Consider the following 16,356-nt stretch of genomic DNA (forward strand, 5'->3'; position numbering starts at 1 on the left):
AACTATTTTAACTAACTAAATAAAGGAATAGCCTACTTTTTAAGTGCATTATGAAAACGAAACTATGAAATTTACATGAAAATAGAATTATGTTTCACAATGTTTTGTAATTCCAACAAAATGGTGGTAAGATAGCATCTGTCAACAAACCTCAATGAAAAATAACTAATAAAACAATACACGACCTTTTAATAGGAAGAATTTCATCATCACTATAAAAAAAACAGACATAAAAAATTGTCTTATTTTATAGGGGAATTCAAAATGTATGGTAGAATTAATATTGAGCTTTAAAAATTTCGAGAAATAAAATGGCTCGATTTTTAAGTAAGCAGGTTCTGTTGTATAAAGAAAATATAAATCAAACGTGGAAAAGAGGTGAACGTTGTGGAACATGAATCTCCAATACTGTATTTATTTGGTTTAAGTTTTAATGTAACAAACATGATCACGACTGTTATGGCCTGTGTTATTGTTTTTTCAATAGCTTTTATATGTACTAGAAACATGAAACTTAAACCAACCGGTAAGCAAAACTTTATTGAGTGGGTGGTCGATTTTGTTAGAAATATTATTTCTAGTTCAATGTCGAAAGAACAAGGGGATAAATTTGGCCTGCTAGGTTTTACTTTAATTATGTTTGTTTTTGTTTCAAACATGATGGGATTGCCATTAATCTTAAATGTGAATGGGCAACAGCTCTGGAAGAGTCCAACAGCTGATCCAATAGTCACTTTATCATTAGCTTTTATGATCATTATTTTATCTAACTACTTTGGTGTAAGAGAACAAGGATTTAAAAACTATTTTATGAATAGCTTTATTAGGCCGGTTCCCTTTTTATTGCCCATTAAATTATTTGAAGAATTTACAAATACATTAACACTAGCTTTAAGGTTATACGGTAATATCTATGCCGGAGAAATTTTAATAGGCTTAATCGCTACTTTAACTCAAAGTTATGGTATTTTCACATGGATTGTCGGTATACCTCTACAAATGGTATGGCAAGGTTTCTCTATATTCATTGGAAGTATTCAGGCTTTTGTGTTTACTACTTTAACGATGGTATATATCTCTCATAAAGTCGAACATGAATAAAAAATTAATTAGTTGAAAATTAGGAGGAAATTATTATGGGTTTAATTGGAGCAGCAATAGCAATCGCGGGAGCAGCAATCGGGGCAGCGTTTGGATCAAGTAAAGTAATCGCAAAAACAATCGAATCTATTGCACGTCAACCAGAAATGAAAAGTGAGTTACAAACATTAATGTATATCGGTGTTGGATTAGTTGAGGCTATTCCAATTATGGCAGTTGTTATCGCCTTTATTCTAGTATTTAGCTAATAAATCGAATGAAAAAACCGAGACACATTAGCTAAATAAATGGTAAAAGGTAGAGATAGCGTAGGCATCTCTGCTTTTTTCGCGATAAGTTAATCTGAATAAGATAAGGAAGTGAAATTAATGTTCAAACAGTTAGTTTTAGGAGCAACAACTGCAGGAGATACAATTGTTGTACTAGTATCGTTTTTATTATTGATGGTTTTATTAAAGATATTTGCATGGAAACCGTTGATGAGTATTATGGATCAACGTGAGCAAAATATTGCAAGTAACATAGAAAATGCTGAAATCGCAAAAAACGAAGCTGAACGCCTAGCTGCAGAACGTCAGGAAAAGTTAGATAAGACAAGAGCTGAAGCGGCCACTATATTAAATAAAGCTAAAGTTTCTGCTGAAAGTGCAGAAAAAGAAATGTTGGATGCGGCAAGACATGAAGCGACACGATTAAAAAAAGATGCAAAAAAAGAAATTGAAAACGAGCGTCAAATGGCAATGGCAAGTGTTCGTAATGATGTAAGTCTCTTGTCTATCCAGATTGCTGAGAAACTAATCAGTAAAGAATTAACAAATGAAGGACATGCGGATCTGATCAATGAGTATCTTGAAAGGTTGGCCGATACAAATGAGATTAAATAGCAATATGAATCCTAGCCAATTAGCTAAAGCTTTTTATTATAATGCAATTGAGAATAACACTGAAGACGTTGTTTTTGATAATTTAATGGATGTACGCCAAATTTATTATGGAAATCAGAATTTGAGCGATTTTTTTAATAATCGAGATGTAGTACAAACGGATAAAGAGAAAATTTTATCAGATATGACAGAAACATTCATACCTGAGGTAAAACAATTTATACAAACGATTTATGATTTTCGGAAAATGAATAAGATGTTATCTATTATTCATGAATACGAGATTTTACACGATCATGAAAATCGAACAGTAGTGGCTAAAGTGACTACGGCGGTCCCACTACAAAAGGAACAAGAAGAAAAATTGAAAGAAGTATTCAGTAAAAGGTTTAATGCAAAAAAAATATTACTAAATAAAGTGCAAAATAATGAAATTATAGGCGGTGTCGTAGTAGAAATTGAAGACACGGTTTTTGATGGCAGTATCCGTACTAATTTAGAAAAATTAAAAAGACAAATGACTAAATAGCTTAAAAGAATAAAGTTGAAGAGGTGAAAATTTATGGGGTTAAAAGCTGAAGAAATCAGTAAGCTCATTAAGCAACAAATTGAAGGTTTCAGCAGTGAATTGTTTGTTGATGAAGTTGGAACAGTAAGTTATGTCGGAGATGGTATTGCTAGAGCTTATGGATTAGAGAACGCAATGGCCGGAGAACTACTTGAATTTTCTAATGGCGTTTATGGTATGGCTCAAAACTTAGAAACAAATGATGTTGGAATTATCATACTAGGACAATTTGATGGGATAGTTGAAGGAGATATTGTTAGACGTACAGGACGTATCATGGAAGTTCCTGTCGGGGAAGCGATGATTGGTCGAGTTGTTAACTCGCTAGGACAGCCCGTAGATGGTCTAGGTGATATCCATACAACTAAAACACGGCCAGTTGAAAACCCAGCTCCCGGAGTAATGGATCGACAATCTGTATTTGAACCGTTGCAGACAGGAATTAAGGCTATTGATGCCTTAGTACCAGTAGGTCGTGGTCAACGTGAATTAGTTATCGGAGATAGAAAAACTGGGAAAACCAGTCTTTGTATTGATGCCATTATTAATCAAAAAGGCAAAGATACAATTTGTATCTATGTAGCAATCGGGCAAAAAGAATCAACCGTTCGTTCTCAAACTGAAACATTAAAAAAACACGGAGCAATGGATTATACTATTGTCTTAACGGCAAGTGCATCTCAACCAGCTCCATTATTGTACATCGCTCCATATGCAGGATTAGCAATGGCAGAAGAATTTATGTACAACGGAAAACATGTATTAATCATTTTTGATGACTTAACAAAACAAGCAGCAGCTTATCGAGAACTGTCTTTGTTGCTACGTCGTCCACCAGGTAGAGAAGCTTATCCAGGAGATGTTTTCTACTTGCATTCACGTATGCTTGAGCGAGCAGCTAAACTGAACGATAAATTGGGCGGTGGCTCTATCACAGCTCTTCCAATCGTTGAAACACAAGCTGGCGATATCTCTGCGTATATTCCAACGAATGTTATTTCTATTACAGATGGTCAAATTTTCCTAGAGAGCGACCTATTTCACTCGGGTATCAGACCAGCTATAGCAGCCGGATTATCTGTTTCTCGTGTAGGTGGAGCAGCACAAATTAAAGCGATGAAAAAAGTATCGGGTACATTGCGTTTAGATTTAGCCAGTTTCCGTGAACTAGAAGCTTTTACTCAATTTGGCTCAGATTTAGATGCAGCTACTCAAGCAAAATTAAATCGTGGACATCGAACTGTTGAAATTTTGAAACAAGGATTACATGAAGTAATAAGTGTTGAAAAGCAAGTTTTGATTTTCTATGCATTAACTCACGGATTCTTAGATACAGTTCGAACAAATGAACTCGAAAGATTTGAAAGAGAATTTAATGACTTTGTTGATAATCAACATCAAGAAATTATAGCTGAAATTAATGAAACGAAAGTATTGCCAGATACTGATAAAATAGACTCAATTATCACTGAATTTAAAAACAATTTTTTCACGAGTGCCGTTGAATCAGATAGTTCAACCTACATTCCAGAAACGATGTAAGGACGGTGAATAGGAATGGCAGAATCTTTAAATGATATCACAAAAAAAATTGCATCAACTAAGAAGACAAGCCAAATTACAAACGCTATGCAGATGGTCTCAGGAGCTAAATTATCTAAAGCTGAACAAAAAGCAAAAGGCTTCCAAATTTATTCAAGTAAAATTAGAGAGATCGTTACCCATTTAGCGCATACTCAATTATCCATCCTTGAAGATAGTGCGTTAATCGGAACGAATTCTTCTTCAAATATTGATTTTCATAATATGTTGATTGAGCGTCCAATAAAAAGAACAGGTTACATTGTCATTAGTTCTGATAAAGGATTAGCTGGTGGATACAATAGTTCTGTCATCAAAGCGACCATTGATATGATTCAAAGAGACCACAATTCTCCTGATGAATATATCTTCATGGCTGTTGGCAGTACTGCGGGAGATTTTTTTAAATCAAGAGGAATGAATGTAGCTTATGAATTAAATGATATCAGTGATCACCCAACCTTTGAGGAGGTTCGAGGTATTGCTCGAACGGCCACGGAAATGTACAAAAATGCTATTTTCGATGAATTATACGTTTGTTATAATCATCATATTAATACAATTAGTTTTGAGTACCGTGCAGATAAAATGCTGCCTCTTAATGATCTTGACCCTGCAGAGAGAGTGGAATACGAAAGTGATTATTTATATGAGCCCTCAAAAGAAGAAATTTTAGATATTTTGTTGCCTCAATATGCAGAAAGTTTGATTTATGGTGCGATTTTAGATGCTAAAGCTGCAGAACATGCAGCTCGTATGACAGCTATGAAAGGTGCAACCGATAATGCCAAAGATATTATTGACGATTTAACGGTACACTATAACAGAGCTCGCCAAGCTGCTATTACAGAAGAAATTACTGAAATCATAGGCGGAGCATCCGCACTAGAATAAAGTAATGAATGGAGGGAAAAGAATGAGTAGTGGTCAAATTGTTCAAGTTATTGGACCGGTTGTCGATGTAGAATTTCCTGTAAACAAAGAAATTCCAGAAATTAACCATGCTCTAATAGTTAGAAGAAGTACAACAGGTAATGAAGAACAAGATTCAAAAAAAGAAAATACAGTCGTTTTAGAAGTAGCCTTACAATTAGGTAATGGTGTACTTAGGACGATTGCTATGGAGTCAACAGATGGCTTGCAACGTGGTATGGAAGTGACCGATACTGGAGGTCCAATAAGTGTTCCTGTTGGTGAAGAGACTTTAGGACGAATGTTTAACGTTTTAGGTGAAACAATTGACTTAAAGGAACCATTTGGAGAAGATGTCCGCCGCGATCCTATTCACCGATTTGCACCTTCTTTTGATGAATTAAGCAGCAATACGTCCATATTAGAAACAGGGATCAAAGTAATTGACTTATTAGCTCCTTATTTAAAAGGTGGTAAAATTGGTTTGTTTGGAGGAGCTGGTGTAGGTAAAACAGTTCTAATCCAAGAATTAATTCATAATATTGCTGAAGAACATGGTGGTATTTCAGTGTTTGCTGGTGTTGGAGAGCGAACGCGTGAAGGAAACGACTTGTACTTTGAAATGCAAGATTCTGGTGTAATCGAAAGAACGGCTATGGTGTTTGGCCAAATGAATGAGCCTCCTGGTGCTAGAATGCGCGTTGCGCTAACTGGATTAACCATAGCGGAATATTTCCGTGATGAAGTTGGTCAGGATGTATTATTATTTATTGATAATATTTTCCGATTTACTCAAGCGGGTTCTGAAGTTTCAGCACTACTTGGGAGAATGCCTTCAGCAGTTGGGTACCAACCGACATTAGCTACAGAAATGGGACAGTTACAAGAGCGAATTACGTCAACCAATAAAGGTTCAATAACGTCTATTCAAGCAATTTACGTTCCAGCTGATGACTACACTGACCCTGCTCCTGCAACTGTTTTTGCCCATTTGGATGCAACAACAAACTTAGAACGTAAATTGACTGAACAAGGGATTTATCCTGCAGTTGACCCACTAGCTTCGACATCAAGTGCACTTGCACCTGAAATCGTTGGAGAAGAGCATTATCAGATTGCAACAGATGTTCAACATCTATTGCAGCGTTACCGTGAGCTACAAGATATTATTGCTATTCTTGGAATGGATGAATTGTCAGATAGCGAGAAAATTATTGTTTCTCGTGCTCGTCGTATTCAATTCTTTTTATCACAAAATTTCCACGTAGCAGAAGCATTTACTGGAATACCAGGCTCATATGTGCCGGTATCAGAAACGATTAGAGGGTTTAAAGGTATTTTAGAAGGTCGATACGATGATTTACCAGAAGATGCATTCCGTAACGTTGGACGCATTGATGAAGTAGTGGCAAAAGCTAAAGCATCTGGTTACTAGTAAAGGAGGGCAACGAGAATGGCGGAATTACAAGTTCAAATTGTGACCCCAGCTGGTGTTGTTTATGATCACCGTGCAAGTCGTGTTATCGTAAAAGCTATCGACGGACAATTAGGTATTCTTCCTGGCCATACACCCATTATTGTTCCTCTAACAATTGATGGTGTCCGAATTGAACGTGTATCAGTAAACGAAGAAAACGTGATAGCGGTAAACGGTGGGATTATGGAAATGCGAGACAATGTTTGTTCGATCATCGCGGATAGTGCTGAAAGAGCGAGAGACATCGATGTCGAACGTGCCTTTACAGCTAAGCAACGAGCCGAGGAAACGATAAGGAAAGCAGAAGCTGTTCACAACAGTAAGCAACAAAGAAGAGCAGAAATTTCATTGCGTAAAGCAATTAACCGTATTTCTGTTTCTAAACACAAAAAATAAAAAAATAAGAAACTTTCAGCAAGAGCTGGGGTTTCTTATTTTTTTCTGTCAGGTTAAAATTTAAGTTCGTGAAAATTTCTTTTAATAAAAGACTGTGTTAATATAATGGTAAGAGGAGCACAAATTAATGAATTTTATAGGTATTCAGGCACTAATTAGTTTGCTATCGCATATATTCTTTACGCTTATAACTTTTTGGGCATTAAAAGGATTGTTGATTGAAAAGTGGATAAAAAAGAATCATGTAAAACAAGCGCGGTTACTTTATTTGTTTTTTTCTATTGCAATCGGCTATTTAGTTAGTTCATTTTTCATTGAGTTTATCTTGATGTCTAGAAACTTACTATTCTTGTTTTAAAACAAAATTATTTGGAATTTGAATCTTGTAGGTAATGTGTGCTATACTGTCCAAGATTGCTGTAAATTTTTAGAGCAACGAACACAGTGCATAGCAACAGAAACTTCGGAGGTATTTAATCATGGAGAAAATGATTGTTCGTGGCGGCAAACGTCTCGAAGGAGCAGTAAAAGTAGAAGGCGCAAAAAATGCTGTTTTACCCATTTTAGCAGCAACCATCTTGGCTAGTAGAGGCGAAAACAAATTAAGCAACGTTCCCATCTTGTCAGATGTTTTTACAATAAATGAAGTCCTACGTCACTTAAACCTAACCGTAAACTTTAATGAAACCGACAAAGAAATCACTCTAGACGCTTCAGGAGAATTAAACTTTGAAGCCCCATACGAATACGTAAGCAAAATGAGAGCATCCATTGTAGTAATGGGTCCTTTGTTGGCACGTTTAGGGCACGCTAAAGTAGCTTTACCTGGAGGTTGTGCAATTGGTACACGACCGATTGAACTACATTTAAAAGGCTTCGAAGCAATGGGAGCTGAAGTTCATATCGAGAATGGTTATATTGAAGCTTTTGCAGATAAACTAATTGGTGCTCATATTTATTTAGATTTTCCGAGTGTAGGAGCAACGCAAAATATTATGATGGCTGCAACACTAGCAGAAGGAACAACGACGATTGAGAACGTAGCTAGAGAACCTGAAATTGTTGATTTAGCCAATTTCTTGAATCGTATGGGAGCTAAGGTTGTTGGGGCAGGTACAGAAACAATCCGTATTGAAGGAGTAAAAGAGTTGGTTGGAACAGACCACAGCATTATTCCTGATCGCATCGAAGCAGGAACATTTATGGTAGCTGCTGCAGTTACAAAAGGAAATGTTCTAATTGAAGATGCTGTTGCAGAACACAACAAACCTTTGATTTCTAAACTAAAAGAAATGGGCGTTACTTTTATTGAAGAAAAAAATGGTATACGAGTGATAGGTCCAGATAAATTAAAAGCAATAGATGTTAAAACAATGCCACATCCAGGTTTTCCTACAGATATGCAAGCTCAGATTACAATTGCCCAATCGTTAGCTGAAGGTATGAGTACGATGAAAGAAACTGTATTCGAGAATCGCTTTATGCATATGGAAGAGCTTCGTCGTATGAACGGAGAATTCACTATAGAAAATCAAACGCTTGTGATGCATGGACCAGCTAAGCTACAAGGGGCCGAAGTAGCCTCTACAGACCTGAGAGCAGCCGCATCTTTGATTATTGCAGGAATGGTTGCTGAAGGATACACACGTGTAACACGTTTAGAGCACCTTGATCGTGGATATTATCAATTTCATAAAAAATTACAAGCATTAGGTGCTGATATCGAAAGAATAAATGAAACGAATACTGCTATCTTACAAGATAAAGAGTTAAGTGTTTTATTTAATTAATTAATTAATAAAAAAGCTAGAATATACATACCCTTAAATGGATGTATTCTAGCTTTTTTTTAATAGGTATTAGCCGTTAAATCATCTTCTCAATGGATAGGGCTTGTTTTTTTAATTGTACGTTTCCGATTAACCCTAAACGTGCTATAATTATATGTTAGAGAGATAAAAATATAAATTTGACTGATTTTGAACTAGAGCTTGAGAGGGGAACTGAATAATGGCGAAAGACATAGGAATAGATTTAGGTACGGCGAATGTATTAATACATGTAAAAGGAAAAGGAATCGTTCTAAATGAGCCTTCTGTAGTAGCGATTGATACTAAAACAAATCGTGTTTTAGCAGTTGGCGAAGAAGCTTACTTAATGGTTGGGCGTACACCAGGCAATATTCGCGCTATTCGTCCTTTAGATGGAGGAGTAATTGCTGACTTTGATATTACAGAAGCTATGCTAACTCACTTTATCAATAAATTAAATGTAAAAGGATTCCTATCAAAACCTAATATTTTAATTTGCTGCCCTACAAACATTACGGCAATTGAACAAAAGGCTATTATTGAAGCGGCTGAAAAAAGTGGCGGAAAAAATGTTTTTCTTGAAGAAGAACCTAAAGTAGCCGCTATTGGAGCTGGAATGGACATTTTTCAACCAAGTGGAAATATGGTTATCGATATTGGTGGAGGGACTACTGATATCGCGGTTCTTTCAATGGGCGGAATTGTAACAAGTCGTTCTTTAAAAATAGCTGGAAATCGTATGGATAATGAAATTACTCAATACGTTAAGAAAAAGTATAAGTTACTAATTGGTGAGAGAACAGCCGAGTCTATTAAAATGGAAATCGGAACAGTTTTCCCAGGTCGTCGAGAAGACACAATGGATGTTAGAGGTCGTGATATGGTAAGTGGTTTACCTAGAACGATTGTTATCAATTCAAGCGAGGTTTTAGAGGCAACTGCGGAATCAATGGCTATGCTTGTTCAACAAGCAAAAGATGTATTGGAACAAACCCCACCTGAGTTATCAGCAGATATTATTGATCGAGGAATTATTTTAACTGGTGGTGGTGCGATGCTAGACGGTGTTGACCAACTATTTGCTGAACAATTAAAAGTTCCAGTATTTATTGCTGAACAACCTTTAGATTCTGTAGCATTGGGAACGGGTATCCTTTTAGAAAATATGACAAAGAAAAAATTTAGATTTTAAATTAATTAATAAAAAGAGGTGACACAATGACAAAAGGGAAAATTGCCGCACAAATGGGGACGTTTATACTGAAAATATTATTGGTCATTGTTGTGGTTGCTATCGCTTTAATTCTTGGAGCAATGGTGGGTTATGGAATAATTGGGGATGGAAATCCTTTTGCTATATTTGACATGTCAACATGGGGTCATATTTTTAGTTATTTTACTAAACCAACTATTATTAACGGATAAAGCTATATAAGAAAGAGTGAGAGAGGTCTAAACCTTTTTCACTCTTTTTTTGTTTTATTTTTCAAACAAAAAACGAAAACGGATTTAATCAGCAGATAATAAAAATGAATAAACTAAATTAAAAGGAGAATTTAAAATGAATCAATTGAATTTAGTCGGCCGAATTGTTAGAGAAATTGACGTTAAAGAAGTGGGAGATGGGAAAATTGTTTTAAATAATACAATAGCGGTTAAAAGAAAATTTAAAAATGATCAAGGTCAACAAGCAGATTTTATTCCTATAGTAGCATGGGGACAAGTAGCTAAGTTGATTCAAGTTTATTGTGAAAAAGGTGATCTAATTGGAATGACTGGACATATTCAGTCTAGATCTTATCAAAATAAAGAAGAAGAAACAGTATTCGTAGTAGAAATGCTTGTAAATGAAATAGATTTTTTACAAGGTCCTAGAAATAAACTAGCTACAGAGAAAAGTGAACTGGAGCAAAGTACTTTATATTGAAAAGAATAGGTTGTACTAAAAGAGTGGGAACGAAATGTCTCATTCTTTTTATTTTTGACAAATATCTTATTATGAAAGCTGACTATTCAGTTACATTGAAAATAAGTGTATACTAGACTAAAGCTAAAACCGATAAGAAAGAGGGCTAATATGAAAATTATGATGATAGAAGACAATCCATCTGTCTGTGAAATGATGGATATGTTCTTTCAAAAAGAACAATGGGATTCTCTATTTATTCAAGATGGAAAAGAAGGACTAGAGACTTTCCTTAAAGATAATGAACAATGGGATTTAGTTATTCTTGATTTAAATCTGCCTAGTATGGATGGTATGCAAATTTGTCTCGAAATAAGAAAAATAAATAAGCAGATTCCAATTATTATGTTGACAGCAAAAGATTCAGAAAGCGACCAAGTTATAGGACTAGAGATGGGAGCAGATGATTATGTCACAAAGCCGTTTAGCCCTCTAACGCTAATCGCACGTATAAAAGCTTTAACTAGACGTGCAAAATTAATAGAAAAGGAGACGGCTCCAGAAGAAAAAAATTATGAAATAAAAACGAAGCATTTGAAAATTAACAAAAAAACTCGAGAAGCCATACTTTATGGCAAAGAAATTGAAGGACTAACTCCAAAGGAATTTGATTTATTATATACGCTGTCCAAAAATCCTAAACAAGTTTTCTCTAGAGAACAATTATTAACAATGATTTGGGATTACGAATATTTTGGAGACGAACGGACAGTAGACGCACATATTAAAAAGTTAAGACAAAAAATTGATAAAACAGGTCCTCAAGTTATTCAGACGGTTTGGGGAGTAGGTTATAAATTTGATGATAACGAGGTTAATTAGCTAATGAAATTCAGATATTTTTATCAACAGATGGCAGCTTTTTTTATCGTTATTATGGCAATGGTAGTTATTATGGGCTTTTCTTTTTTACAGTTTTCAAAGACTACAACCTATAAAAATACTGAAATTCAATTGTATGGCTATGCAGAAGCTTTGATATCTGGAGATTTACAAAAAAATCAACTCGATACGGGACAATTAATTTTAAAAAATCAAGAAGTTACATTAACGGTCTTTAATAGTAACGACACAATGATTTATCCTGAAACAGCTAAAACGTATACTAGTGGAATTTCAAAAGAAGATTTTAAAAAATTAGCAAATGGAGAACGGATTTCACTAACCATCCGCCAAACAGATTTTTATGGCAACAACCGTCAATTGGCCATTGTATATCTCCCTTTTTTTAATGAAAATAATAATGAATTTTCGGGATTTGTAGCAGTAAGTTCCCCTATCAGTGGAATTGAAGCAACCTTGGCTGCTTTAAGAAATAATCTATTTACGGCATTTTTAATATCATCATTAGGAGCAGTTGTTCTCAGTTTAATGTTTGCAAAATATCAAGTTAATCGAATTAATCGTCTGAGAACGGCTACTCATACGGTAGCAGAGGGAAACTTTGATATTCATTTAGAAAGCAATAATAAAGATGAATTTGATGACTTAGCAGCAGACTTCAATTTGATGGCGGAATCGTTAAAAACTTCTCAAGAAGAAATTGAACTTCAAGAAAATAGAAGAAGACAGTTCATGGCAGATGTTGCCCATGAAATGCGGACACCGTTAACAACCATAAATGGTTTATTAGAAGGACTAGAACATGATATGATTCCAGACAATCAAAAAAAACGTAGTCTAGAGCTAATGCATAACGAAAGCAAGCGGTTAATTCGTTTAGTTAATGAAAATTTGGATTATGAAAAGATTCGATCCAATCAAATTTATCTTCATAAACATTATTTCAATGCAAAAGAAACACTTGAAATGATTGTAGAACAACTATCGTTGAAAGCCGAATCTTCAAGAAACAAGTTAATAATTGACTGTTCTCCGGAAGTTGAAATTTACGCTGATTATGACCGCTTTGTTCAAATAGTGGTCAATCTTACGCAAAACGCTATTCAATTCACTCAAGATGGCGAAATCAGGCTTGTAGGAAGAATGGAAGATGAACGGAGTGTAATCAAAGTTGAAGATACAGGTATTGGTATAGAGGCTAAAGAAGTTGAAAATATTTGGGAACGTTACTTCAAAGCAGATGTCTCTAGAAAAAATACAGTATATGGAGAATCTGGACTAGGGTTAGCTATCGTTCAGCAACTAATGAACTTACACGGAGCAACTATTTCAGTAAACAGCACTCCAGGTAAGGGAACAGTATTTACATTAATTTTTCCGCTTAAAGAAAATTAAAAAGATGAAGCTGGGACAAAAGATCTCTCAAAAAAATACACTCCCAAAACTATGAACTATTCTGTTCCAGCTTCATTTTTATATTGACAAAGGGTTAATTTATTTATAGACTCCATTTGTAACCGATTACAAATGCGTTAATTTGATTTATAGCAATAGATTTAGCGTATTAGATTAAAAAATCAATTAAAGTTTTAACTGTAGACTACCCAAGGAGCTGTAATAGATCCGCAATGATTTTATCTTATATTAGGTAGTCGTAAAATCATATAATACCTATGTAGAAGATTAAAAGTTTTTTTAAAAAAAAGATAATAAATCTAGTTTAAATATTATTAAGAAGTGTTGAAATGAAAAAGAACTGGTATGTTATTAGAGTAGGGATGTTGACCTTATTACTACTGTTTCTTCAAAGGTAAGTGCTGTCTAACAAGTTGCGTTCATAAACCACATTGAAAACCCACAAAACTATATAGAAGAAAATATTTCTGATTTTTTTAAAGAATCAATAGAAAGCGACGCTTCAAGCCAACTTGATGTTATTGTTAAAGAGATTGCTCATCAAGTAGCGATGGCTGAAATGTCTACACCAAGTATTGTTTCAACTGAACAACAAGAAAAAGAAATTGAAGTTCAACTACGCCAAAATATTGATTTAATTTCAATGCCTAGAACTCCACAACATGATAAATATGATGCCTCAACAGTTAAATATGCTTCTTTTAAAGGCTATGCTGGAGGTAAACCGACTATGGGGTTCAAACGGAATACTGATGATCTATTAATTTGGAATCCAAATGGTGGCCCATCAGCAAGTGTAAGTGTATCTTTTGCGTGGAAAGCAGTTTCTGTTTCAGCTGATTTAGGTCTTGGTTCTACAAGTGGTGTTGGTTCGTCATTTAGAGTTCCTTCAGCAGGAAATTGGAAAGTTTATGCTAAAAAAGTATATAAAGTAACACAACCAAATATATGGGGACATCCTTATGGAAGCCCCACTGGCACTTGGGTAAGGGTTGATGCTGCACCAACTAAAACGTACTATAATCATAAAACAAGATTAATTAAGCAATAGTCATACATCTGTAATCCAATAGAATTCAGAAAGGAATGATGAAAATGAAGAATAATTTAACAGTAGTGTTTATTCAAGGGATTATATCTATTCTTATTGGATTACAGTTTTATCAGTTTGCTGGCCAATTCCCTTACATATCTTTTATTCCATCAGGTATTCTTATCGCTATAGGAATAATTTTACTTCTGTCTACACTCTTAATTGCAAGATTTGGTTCAAATGATAAAGATAAGAAGTGATTGTTATGAATGACTTAAGAAACCTAATATACAGTTTATGTTTTACCGCTATCTTTACGTTATTTGTCTGTGAACATAATTCTGATGAAGGCCTAAGCAATGAAAACAAAAAAATAGTGAAGTTATCAAGACAGTTCTAGAAAAAACCTTAAATGCATCTGATGAAACCTTATTACTAAAGGTATATGATGCTGATAACGCTACCATTATTAATCAAAATTCAAACGAAACTTCTGTATTTTTTAGTGAAAACATTGATTTGGATCAATATCTAGAAAATCATTATGGAGCGTGTTTTACTGATTATGGTTATGAAAAGTTTTTTAATATAAGTGGCGTAAGCTTTAATTACTCGGTTGAAGCAGAACAAGCCAACGACAAATTAAAGACTGATAAAATTAGTGTTGGACAAGATAAAGAAAATCCTCAACGGTATCAATTTGAAGTAACTATAAAATACACTGATGTACCTAATGAGAACGATACAAGAGACATAAACGGAAGAGTTGAAATGGAGAATGAAAAATTTGACTCCCTTGATAGTAATGATGACAATGGGCTATTACAAGAGATGATGAATCAACAGTAGGTTAAATGAAGTGGATAAAAAAGCAACACCTAACTTGCTGAATCACTAAGTATAGACAGAGAAAAAAAGCTGGGACAAAAGGTCTCTCAAAAAAATACACTCCCAAAACTATGAACTATTTTGTTCAGTAGTGGGAGTGTGTTTTTCTATATCTTTTTTATTTCTTATTCGTTTATCTCTATTTCACTATCATTTGGTGCTGATTCAATCAATTCTGGAGCATTTGTCTCATATAGATCTGTAGTTGATCGTTCTCCGTTTAAGTGATAAAGACTAGTTCCCTTATCTCCTAACTCACGATTGATTTTAGTCATTCGTTCGAACTGATTTTGATAACTATAAGTGGAAGCATCAATTTCATTAAGTCCTTCTGGAGTATAGAATCGCAATAAATCACTATGCAAAATACTATCGGATAAGCTTAATTGAGTCGAAACAGCTTCTTTTAATCGCTCTTGTTCTAAAAGTACTTCTTCTGAAGGTTCTTCAATAAGTTGTCCAGTAGCTGTGTCATAAATATCAGAACCATTTAGCGTATACTTAGGAGTGACAACATTTCCGTTACGGAACGCGACAGTTTCATCATGTTCAGTTGAAAATAAATCAGTACCCATCATAACGTTATCTTTTGTCTCAACACCTAACAAATGCATCATGGTAGGAAGCATATCAACTTGTCCACCAAATTCTTCATTTATCTTCCCGTTCGTTGTTCCTGGAATATGGTACATTAATGGGATACGTTGCATCATATCATCATTGTATCCATTCCACGTTTCTGGATCTTCTCCAAGTAATGGAGCTAATGCTTTATTCCTAGAATTAGAAATCCCGTAGTGATCTCCATAAAGAACAATCATAGAGTTCTCGTATAGCCCTGAAGCTTTTAAATAGTTAAAGAATTCTTCAACGGCTTGATCTAGATAATGAGCTGTTACAAAATAATTATTAACCGTTTCATCCGCTGTTTGAGCTGGTTTAAAATCGACGTTCGCTTCATCTAATGGATAAGGGAAGTGATTTGAAACAGAAATCATTTTAGAGTAAAAAGGTTGTGGCAGTTGTTCTAAATATTTAGCAGACTCATTAAAGAATAATTTATCTTTCAAACCATACTCCAACGTGTTGCCTTCAGATAAGTCATAATAAGAAGAATCAAAGAAGTAATCAACACCCATTTGTTTATAGGTATTGTCACGATTCCAAAACGAACCGACGTTTCCGTGCAAGACAGCACTGGTATAGCCTTTTTCAGATTCTAAAATATTGTAAGAAGATTGGAAAGTATTGCTGCCTCCAACTTGAGTAAACGCTCCACCTTGAGGTAAGCCGAATAATGAGTTTTCTAATAACATTTCAGAGTCAGCTGTTTTGCCTTGACCTACTTGATGGAAGATATTTGTAAAACTTTGTGTTTGTTGGTCATGGAAAATACTATTGATAAATGGAGTAACTTCATGTAATTCACCATTTTCATCTTCCAATTTATAATCCACTAAGAATTGTTGGAAACTTTCTA

General features: G+C 34.7%; 19 protein-coding genes. 18 read left to right on the forward strand and 1 reads right to left on the reverse strand.

What is annotated here, in order from left to right; translation table 11 throughout:
• Positions 1-387: 387 nt before the first annotated feature.
• From atpB to WBF61_RS05785, 18 genes are all read left to right on the forward strand, one after another.
• Positions 388-1,101, forward strand: coding sequence for a F0F1 ATP synthase subunit A (gene atpB, locus WBF61_RS05700; RefSeq protein WP_424254711.1), 714 nt, complete (start codon positions 388-390; stop codon positions 1,099-1,101).
• Between the two features lie 35 nt (positions 1,102-1,136).
• The gene (gene atpE, locus WBF61_RS05705; protein ID WP_058918986.1) at positions 1,137-1,349 is read left to right on the forward strand and encodes a F0F1 ATP synthase subunit C; all 213 of its coding nucleotides are present in this window, start codon (positions 1,137-1,139) and stop codon (positions 1,347-1,349) included.
• 120 nt (positions 1,350-1,469) lie between these two features.
• Complete coding sequence (atpF, locus tag WBF61_RS05710; RefSeq protein WP_424254714.1) at positions 1,470-1,985, forward strand: F0F1 ATP synthase subunit B; 516 nt, start codon at positions 1,470-1,472, stop codon at positions 1,983-1,985.
• The gene (gene atpH / locus WBF61_RS05715) at positions 1,942-2,514 is read left to right on the forward strand and encodes an ATP synthase F1 subunit delta (protein ID WP_424254715.1); all 573 of its coding nucleotides are present in this window, start codon (positions 1,942-1,944) and stop codon (positions 2,512-2,514) included. Before atpF ends, atpH begins: the two co-directional genes overlap by 44 nt.
• A 33-nt stretch (positions 2,515-2,547) precedes the next feature.
• Positions 2,548-4,095 (forward strand): F0F1 ATP synthase subunit alpha, encoded by a 1,548-nt coding sequence (gene atpA, locus WBF61_RS05720; RefSeq protein WP_424254716.1) that lies wholly within the window; start codon positions 2,548-2,550, stop codon positions 4,093-4,095.
• A gap of 15 nt (positions 4,096-4,110) precedes the next feature.
• Entirely contained in the window at positions 4,111-5,028 is a 918-nt protein-coding gene (locus WBF61_RS05725) for a F0F1 ATP synthase subunit gamma (protein WP_424254718.1), read from the forward strand.
• A 22-nt stretch (positions 5,029-5,050) separates the two neighbouring features.
• A complete protein-coding gene (gene atpD / locus WBF61_RS05730; protein WP_424254720.1) occupies positions 5,051-6,481 on the forward strand; it encodes a F0F1 ATP synthase subunit beta in 1,431 nt (476 codons plus the stop codon).
• A gap of 18 nt (positions 6,482-6,499) precedes the next feature.
• Positions 6,500-6,919, forward strand: coding sequence for a F0F1 ATP synthase subunit epsilon (locus WBF61_RS05735; RefSeq protein WP_424254722.1), 420 nt, complete (start codon positions 6,500-6,502; stop codon positions 6,917-6,919).
• 127 nt (positions 6,920-7,046) lie between these two features.
• The gene (locus WBF61_RS05740; RefSeq protein ID WP_424254724.1) at positions 7,047-7,277 is read left to right on the forward strand and encodes a DUF1146 family protein; all 231 of its coding nucleotides are present in this window, start codon (positions 7,047-7,049) and stop codon (positions 7,275-7,277) included.
• Positions 7,278-7,398: 121 nt separating this feature from the next.
• On the forward strand, positions 7,399-8,709 hold the full coding sequence (murA, locus tag WBF61_RS05745; RefSeq protein ID WP_424254725.1) for a UDP-N-acetylglucosamine 1-carboxyvinyltransferase: 1,311 nt from the start codon (positions 7,399-7,401) through the stop codon (positions 8,707-8,709).
• Positions 8,710-8,929: 220 nt separating this feature from the next.
• Positions 8,930-9,922 carry a rod shape-determining protein MreB gene (gene mreB / locus WBF61_RS05750; protein ID WP_424254727.1) on the forward strand — a complete coding sequence of 331 codons (993 nt, stop codon included), beginning with the start codon at positions 8,930-8,932 and terminating at the stop codon, positions 9,920-9,922.
• Positions 9,923-9,948: 26 nt separating this feature from the next.
• The gene (locus tag WBF61_RS05755) at positions 9,949-10,155 is read left to right on the forward strand and encodes a DNA-directed RNA polymerase subunit beta (protein WP_424254728.1); all 207 of its coding nucleotides are present in this window, start codon (positions 9,949-9,951) and stop codon (positions 10,153-10,155) included.
• Between the two features lie 136 nt (positions 10,156-10,291).
• Positions 10,292-10,657: a single-stranded DNA-binding protein gene (locus WBF61_RS05760; RefSeq protein WP_424254730.1), complete on the forward strand. Its 366-nt coding sequence runs from the start codon at positions 10,292-10,294 to the stop codon at positions 10,655-10,657.
• A 150-nt stretch (positions 10,658-10,807) separates the two neighbouring features.
• A complete protein-coding gene (locus WBF61_RS05765) occupies positions 10,808-11,518 on the forward strand; it encodes a response regulator transcription factor (protein ID WP_424254732.1) in 711 nt (236 codons plus the stop codon).
• 3 nt (positions 11,519-11,521) lie between these two features.
• Positions 11,522-12,934 (forward strand): ATP-binding protein, encoded by a 1,413-nt coding sequence (locus WBF61_RS05770; RefSeq protein WP_424254734.1) that lies wholly within the window; start codon positions 11,522-11,524, stop codon positions 12,932-12,934.
• Between the two features lie 580 nt (positions 12,935-13,514).
• On the forward strand, positions 13,515-14,006 hold the full coding sequence (locus tag WBF61_RS05775) for a hypothetical protein (RefSeq protein WP_424254736.1): 492 nt from the start codon (positions 13,515-13,517) through the stop codon (positions 14,004-14,006).
• A gap of 38 nt (positions 14,007-14,044) precedes the next feature.
• Positions 14,045-14,248, forward strand: coding sequence for a hypothetical protein (locus WBF61_RS05780; protein ID WP_424254737.1), 204 nt, complete (start codon positions 14,045-14,047; stop codon positions 14,246-14,248).
• Positions 14,249-14,507: 259 nt separating this feature from the next.
• Entirely contained in the window at positions 14,508-14,837 is a 330-nt protein-coding gene (locus tag WBF61_RS05785) for a hypothetical protein (protein ID WP_424254739.1), read from the forward strand.
• Between the two features lie 164 nt (positions 14,838-15,001).
• Here WBF61_RS05785 and WBF61_RS05790 read toward each other — a convergent pair.
• Positions 15,002-16,356 (reverse strand): LTA synthase family protein (locus tag WBF61_RS05790; protein ID WP_424254741.1); only part of this gene is annotated, 1,355 nt, incomplete at its 5' end.

Source organism: Carnobacterium sp. (genome assembly GCF_049673005.1).
Taxonomy (GTDB): Bacteria; Bacillota; Bacilli; order Lactobacillales; family Carnobacteriaceae; genus Carnobacterium_A.

Excerpts from the sequence above, each read along its gene's own strand:
- atpE (WP_058918986.1), top strand. The coding sequence starts at position 1,137 with ATGGGTTTAATTGGAGCAGCAATAGCAATCGCGGGAGCAGCAATCGGG.
- atpF (WP_424254714.1), top strand. The coding sequence starts at position 1,470 with ATGTTCAAACAGTTAGTTTTAGGAGCAACAACTGCAGGAGATACAATT.
- atpH (WP_424254715.1), top strand. The coding sequence starts at position 1,942 with ATGAGTATCTTGAAAGGTTGGCCGATACAAATGAGATTAAATAGCAAT.
- atpA (WP_424254716.1), top strand. The coding sequence starts at position 2,548 with ATGGGGTTAAAAGCTGAAGAAATCAGTAAGCTCATTAAGCAACAAATT.
- WBF61_RS05725 (WP_424254718.1), top strand. The coding sequence starts at position 4,111 with ATGGCAGAATCTTTAAATGATATCACAAAAAAAATTGCATCAACTAAG.
- atpD (WP_424254720.1), top strand. The coding sequence starts at position 5,051 with ATGAGTAGTGGTCAAATTGTTCAAGTTATTGGACCGGTTGTCGATGTA.
- WBF61_RS05735 (WP_424254722.1), top strand. The coding sequence starts at position 6,500 with ATGGCGGAATTACAAGTTCAAATTGTGACCCCAGCTGGTGTTGTTTAT.
- WBF61_RS05740 (WP_424254724.1), top strand. The coding sequence starts at position 7,047 with ATGAATTTTATAGGTATTCAGGCACTAATTAGTTTGCTATCGCATATA.
- murA (WP_424254725.1), top strand. The coding sequence starts at position 7,399 with ATGGAGAAAATGATTGTTCGTGGCGGCAAACGTCTCGAAGGAGCAGTA.
- mreB (WP_424254727.1), top strand. The coding sequence starts at position 8,930 with ATGGCGAAAGACATAGGAATAGATTTAGGTACGGCGAATGTATTAATA.
- WBF61_RS05755 (WP_424254728.1), top strand. The coding sequence starts at position 9,949 with ATGACAAAAGGGAAAATTGCCGCACAAATGGGGACGTTTATACTGAAA.
- WBF61_RS05760 (WP_424254730.1), top strand. The coding sequence starts at position 10,292 with ATGAATCAATTGAATTTAGTCGGCCGAATTGTTAGAGAAATTGACGTT.
- WBF61_RS05765 (WP_424254732.1), top strand. The coding sequence starts at position 10,808 with ATGAAAATTATGATGATAGAAGACAATCCATCTGTCTGTGAAATGATG.
- WBF61_RS05770 (WP_424254734.1), top strand. The coding sequence starts at position 11,522 with ATGAAATTCAGATATTTTTATCAACAGATGGCAGCTTTTTTTATCGTT.
- WBF61_RS05775 (WP_424254736.1), top strand. The coding sequence starts at position 13,515 with ATGTCTACACCAAGTATTGTTTCAACTGAACAACAAGAAAAAGAAATT.
- WBF61_RS05780 (WP_424254737.1), top strand. The coding sequence starts at position 14,045 with ATGAAAATGAAGAATAATTTAACAGTAGTGTTTATTCAAGGGATTATA.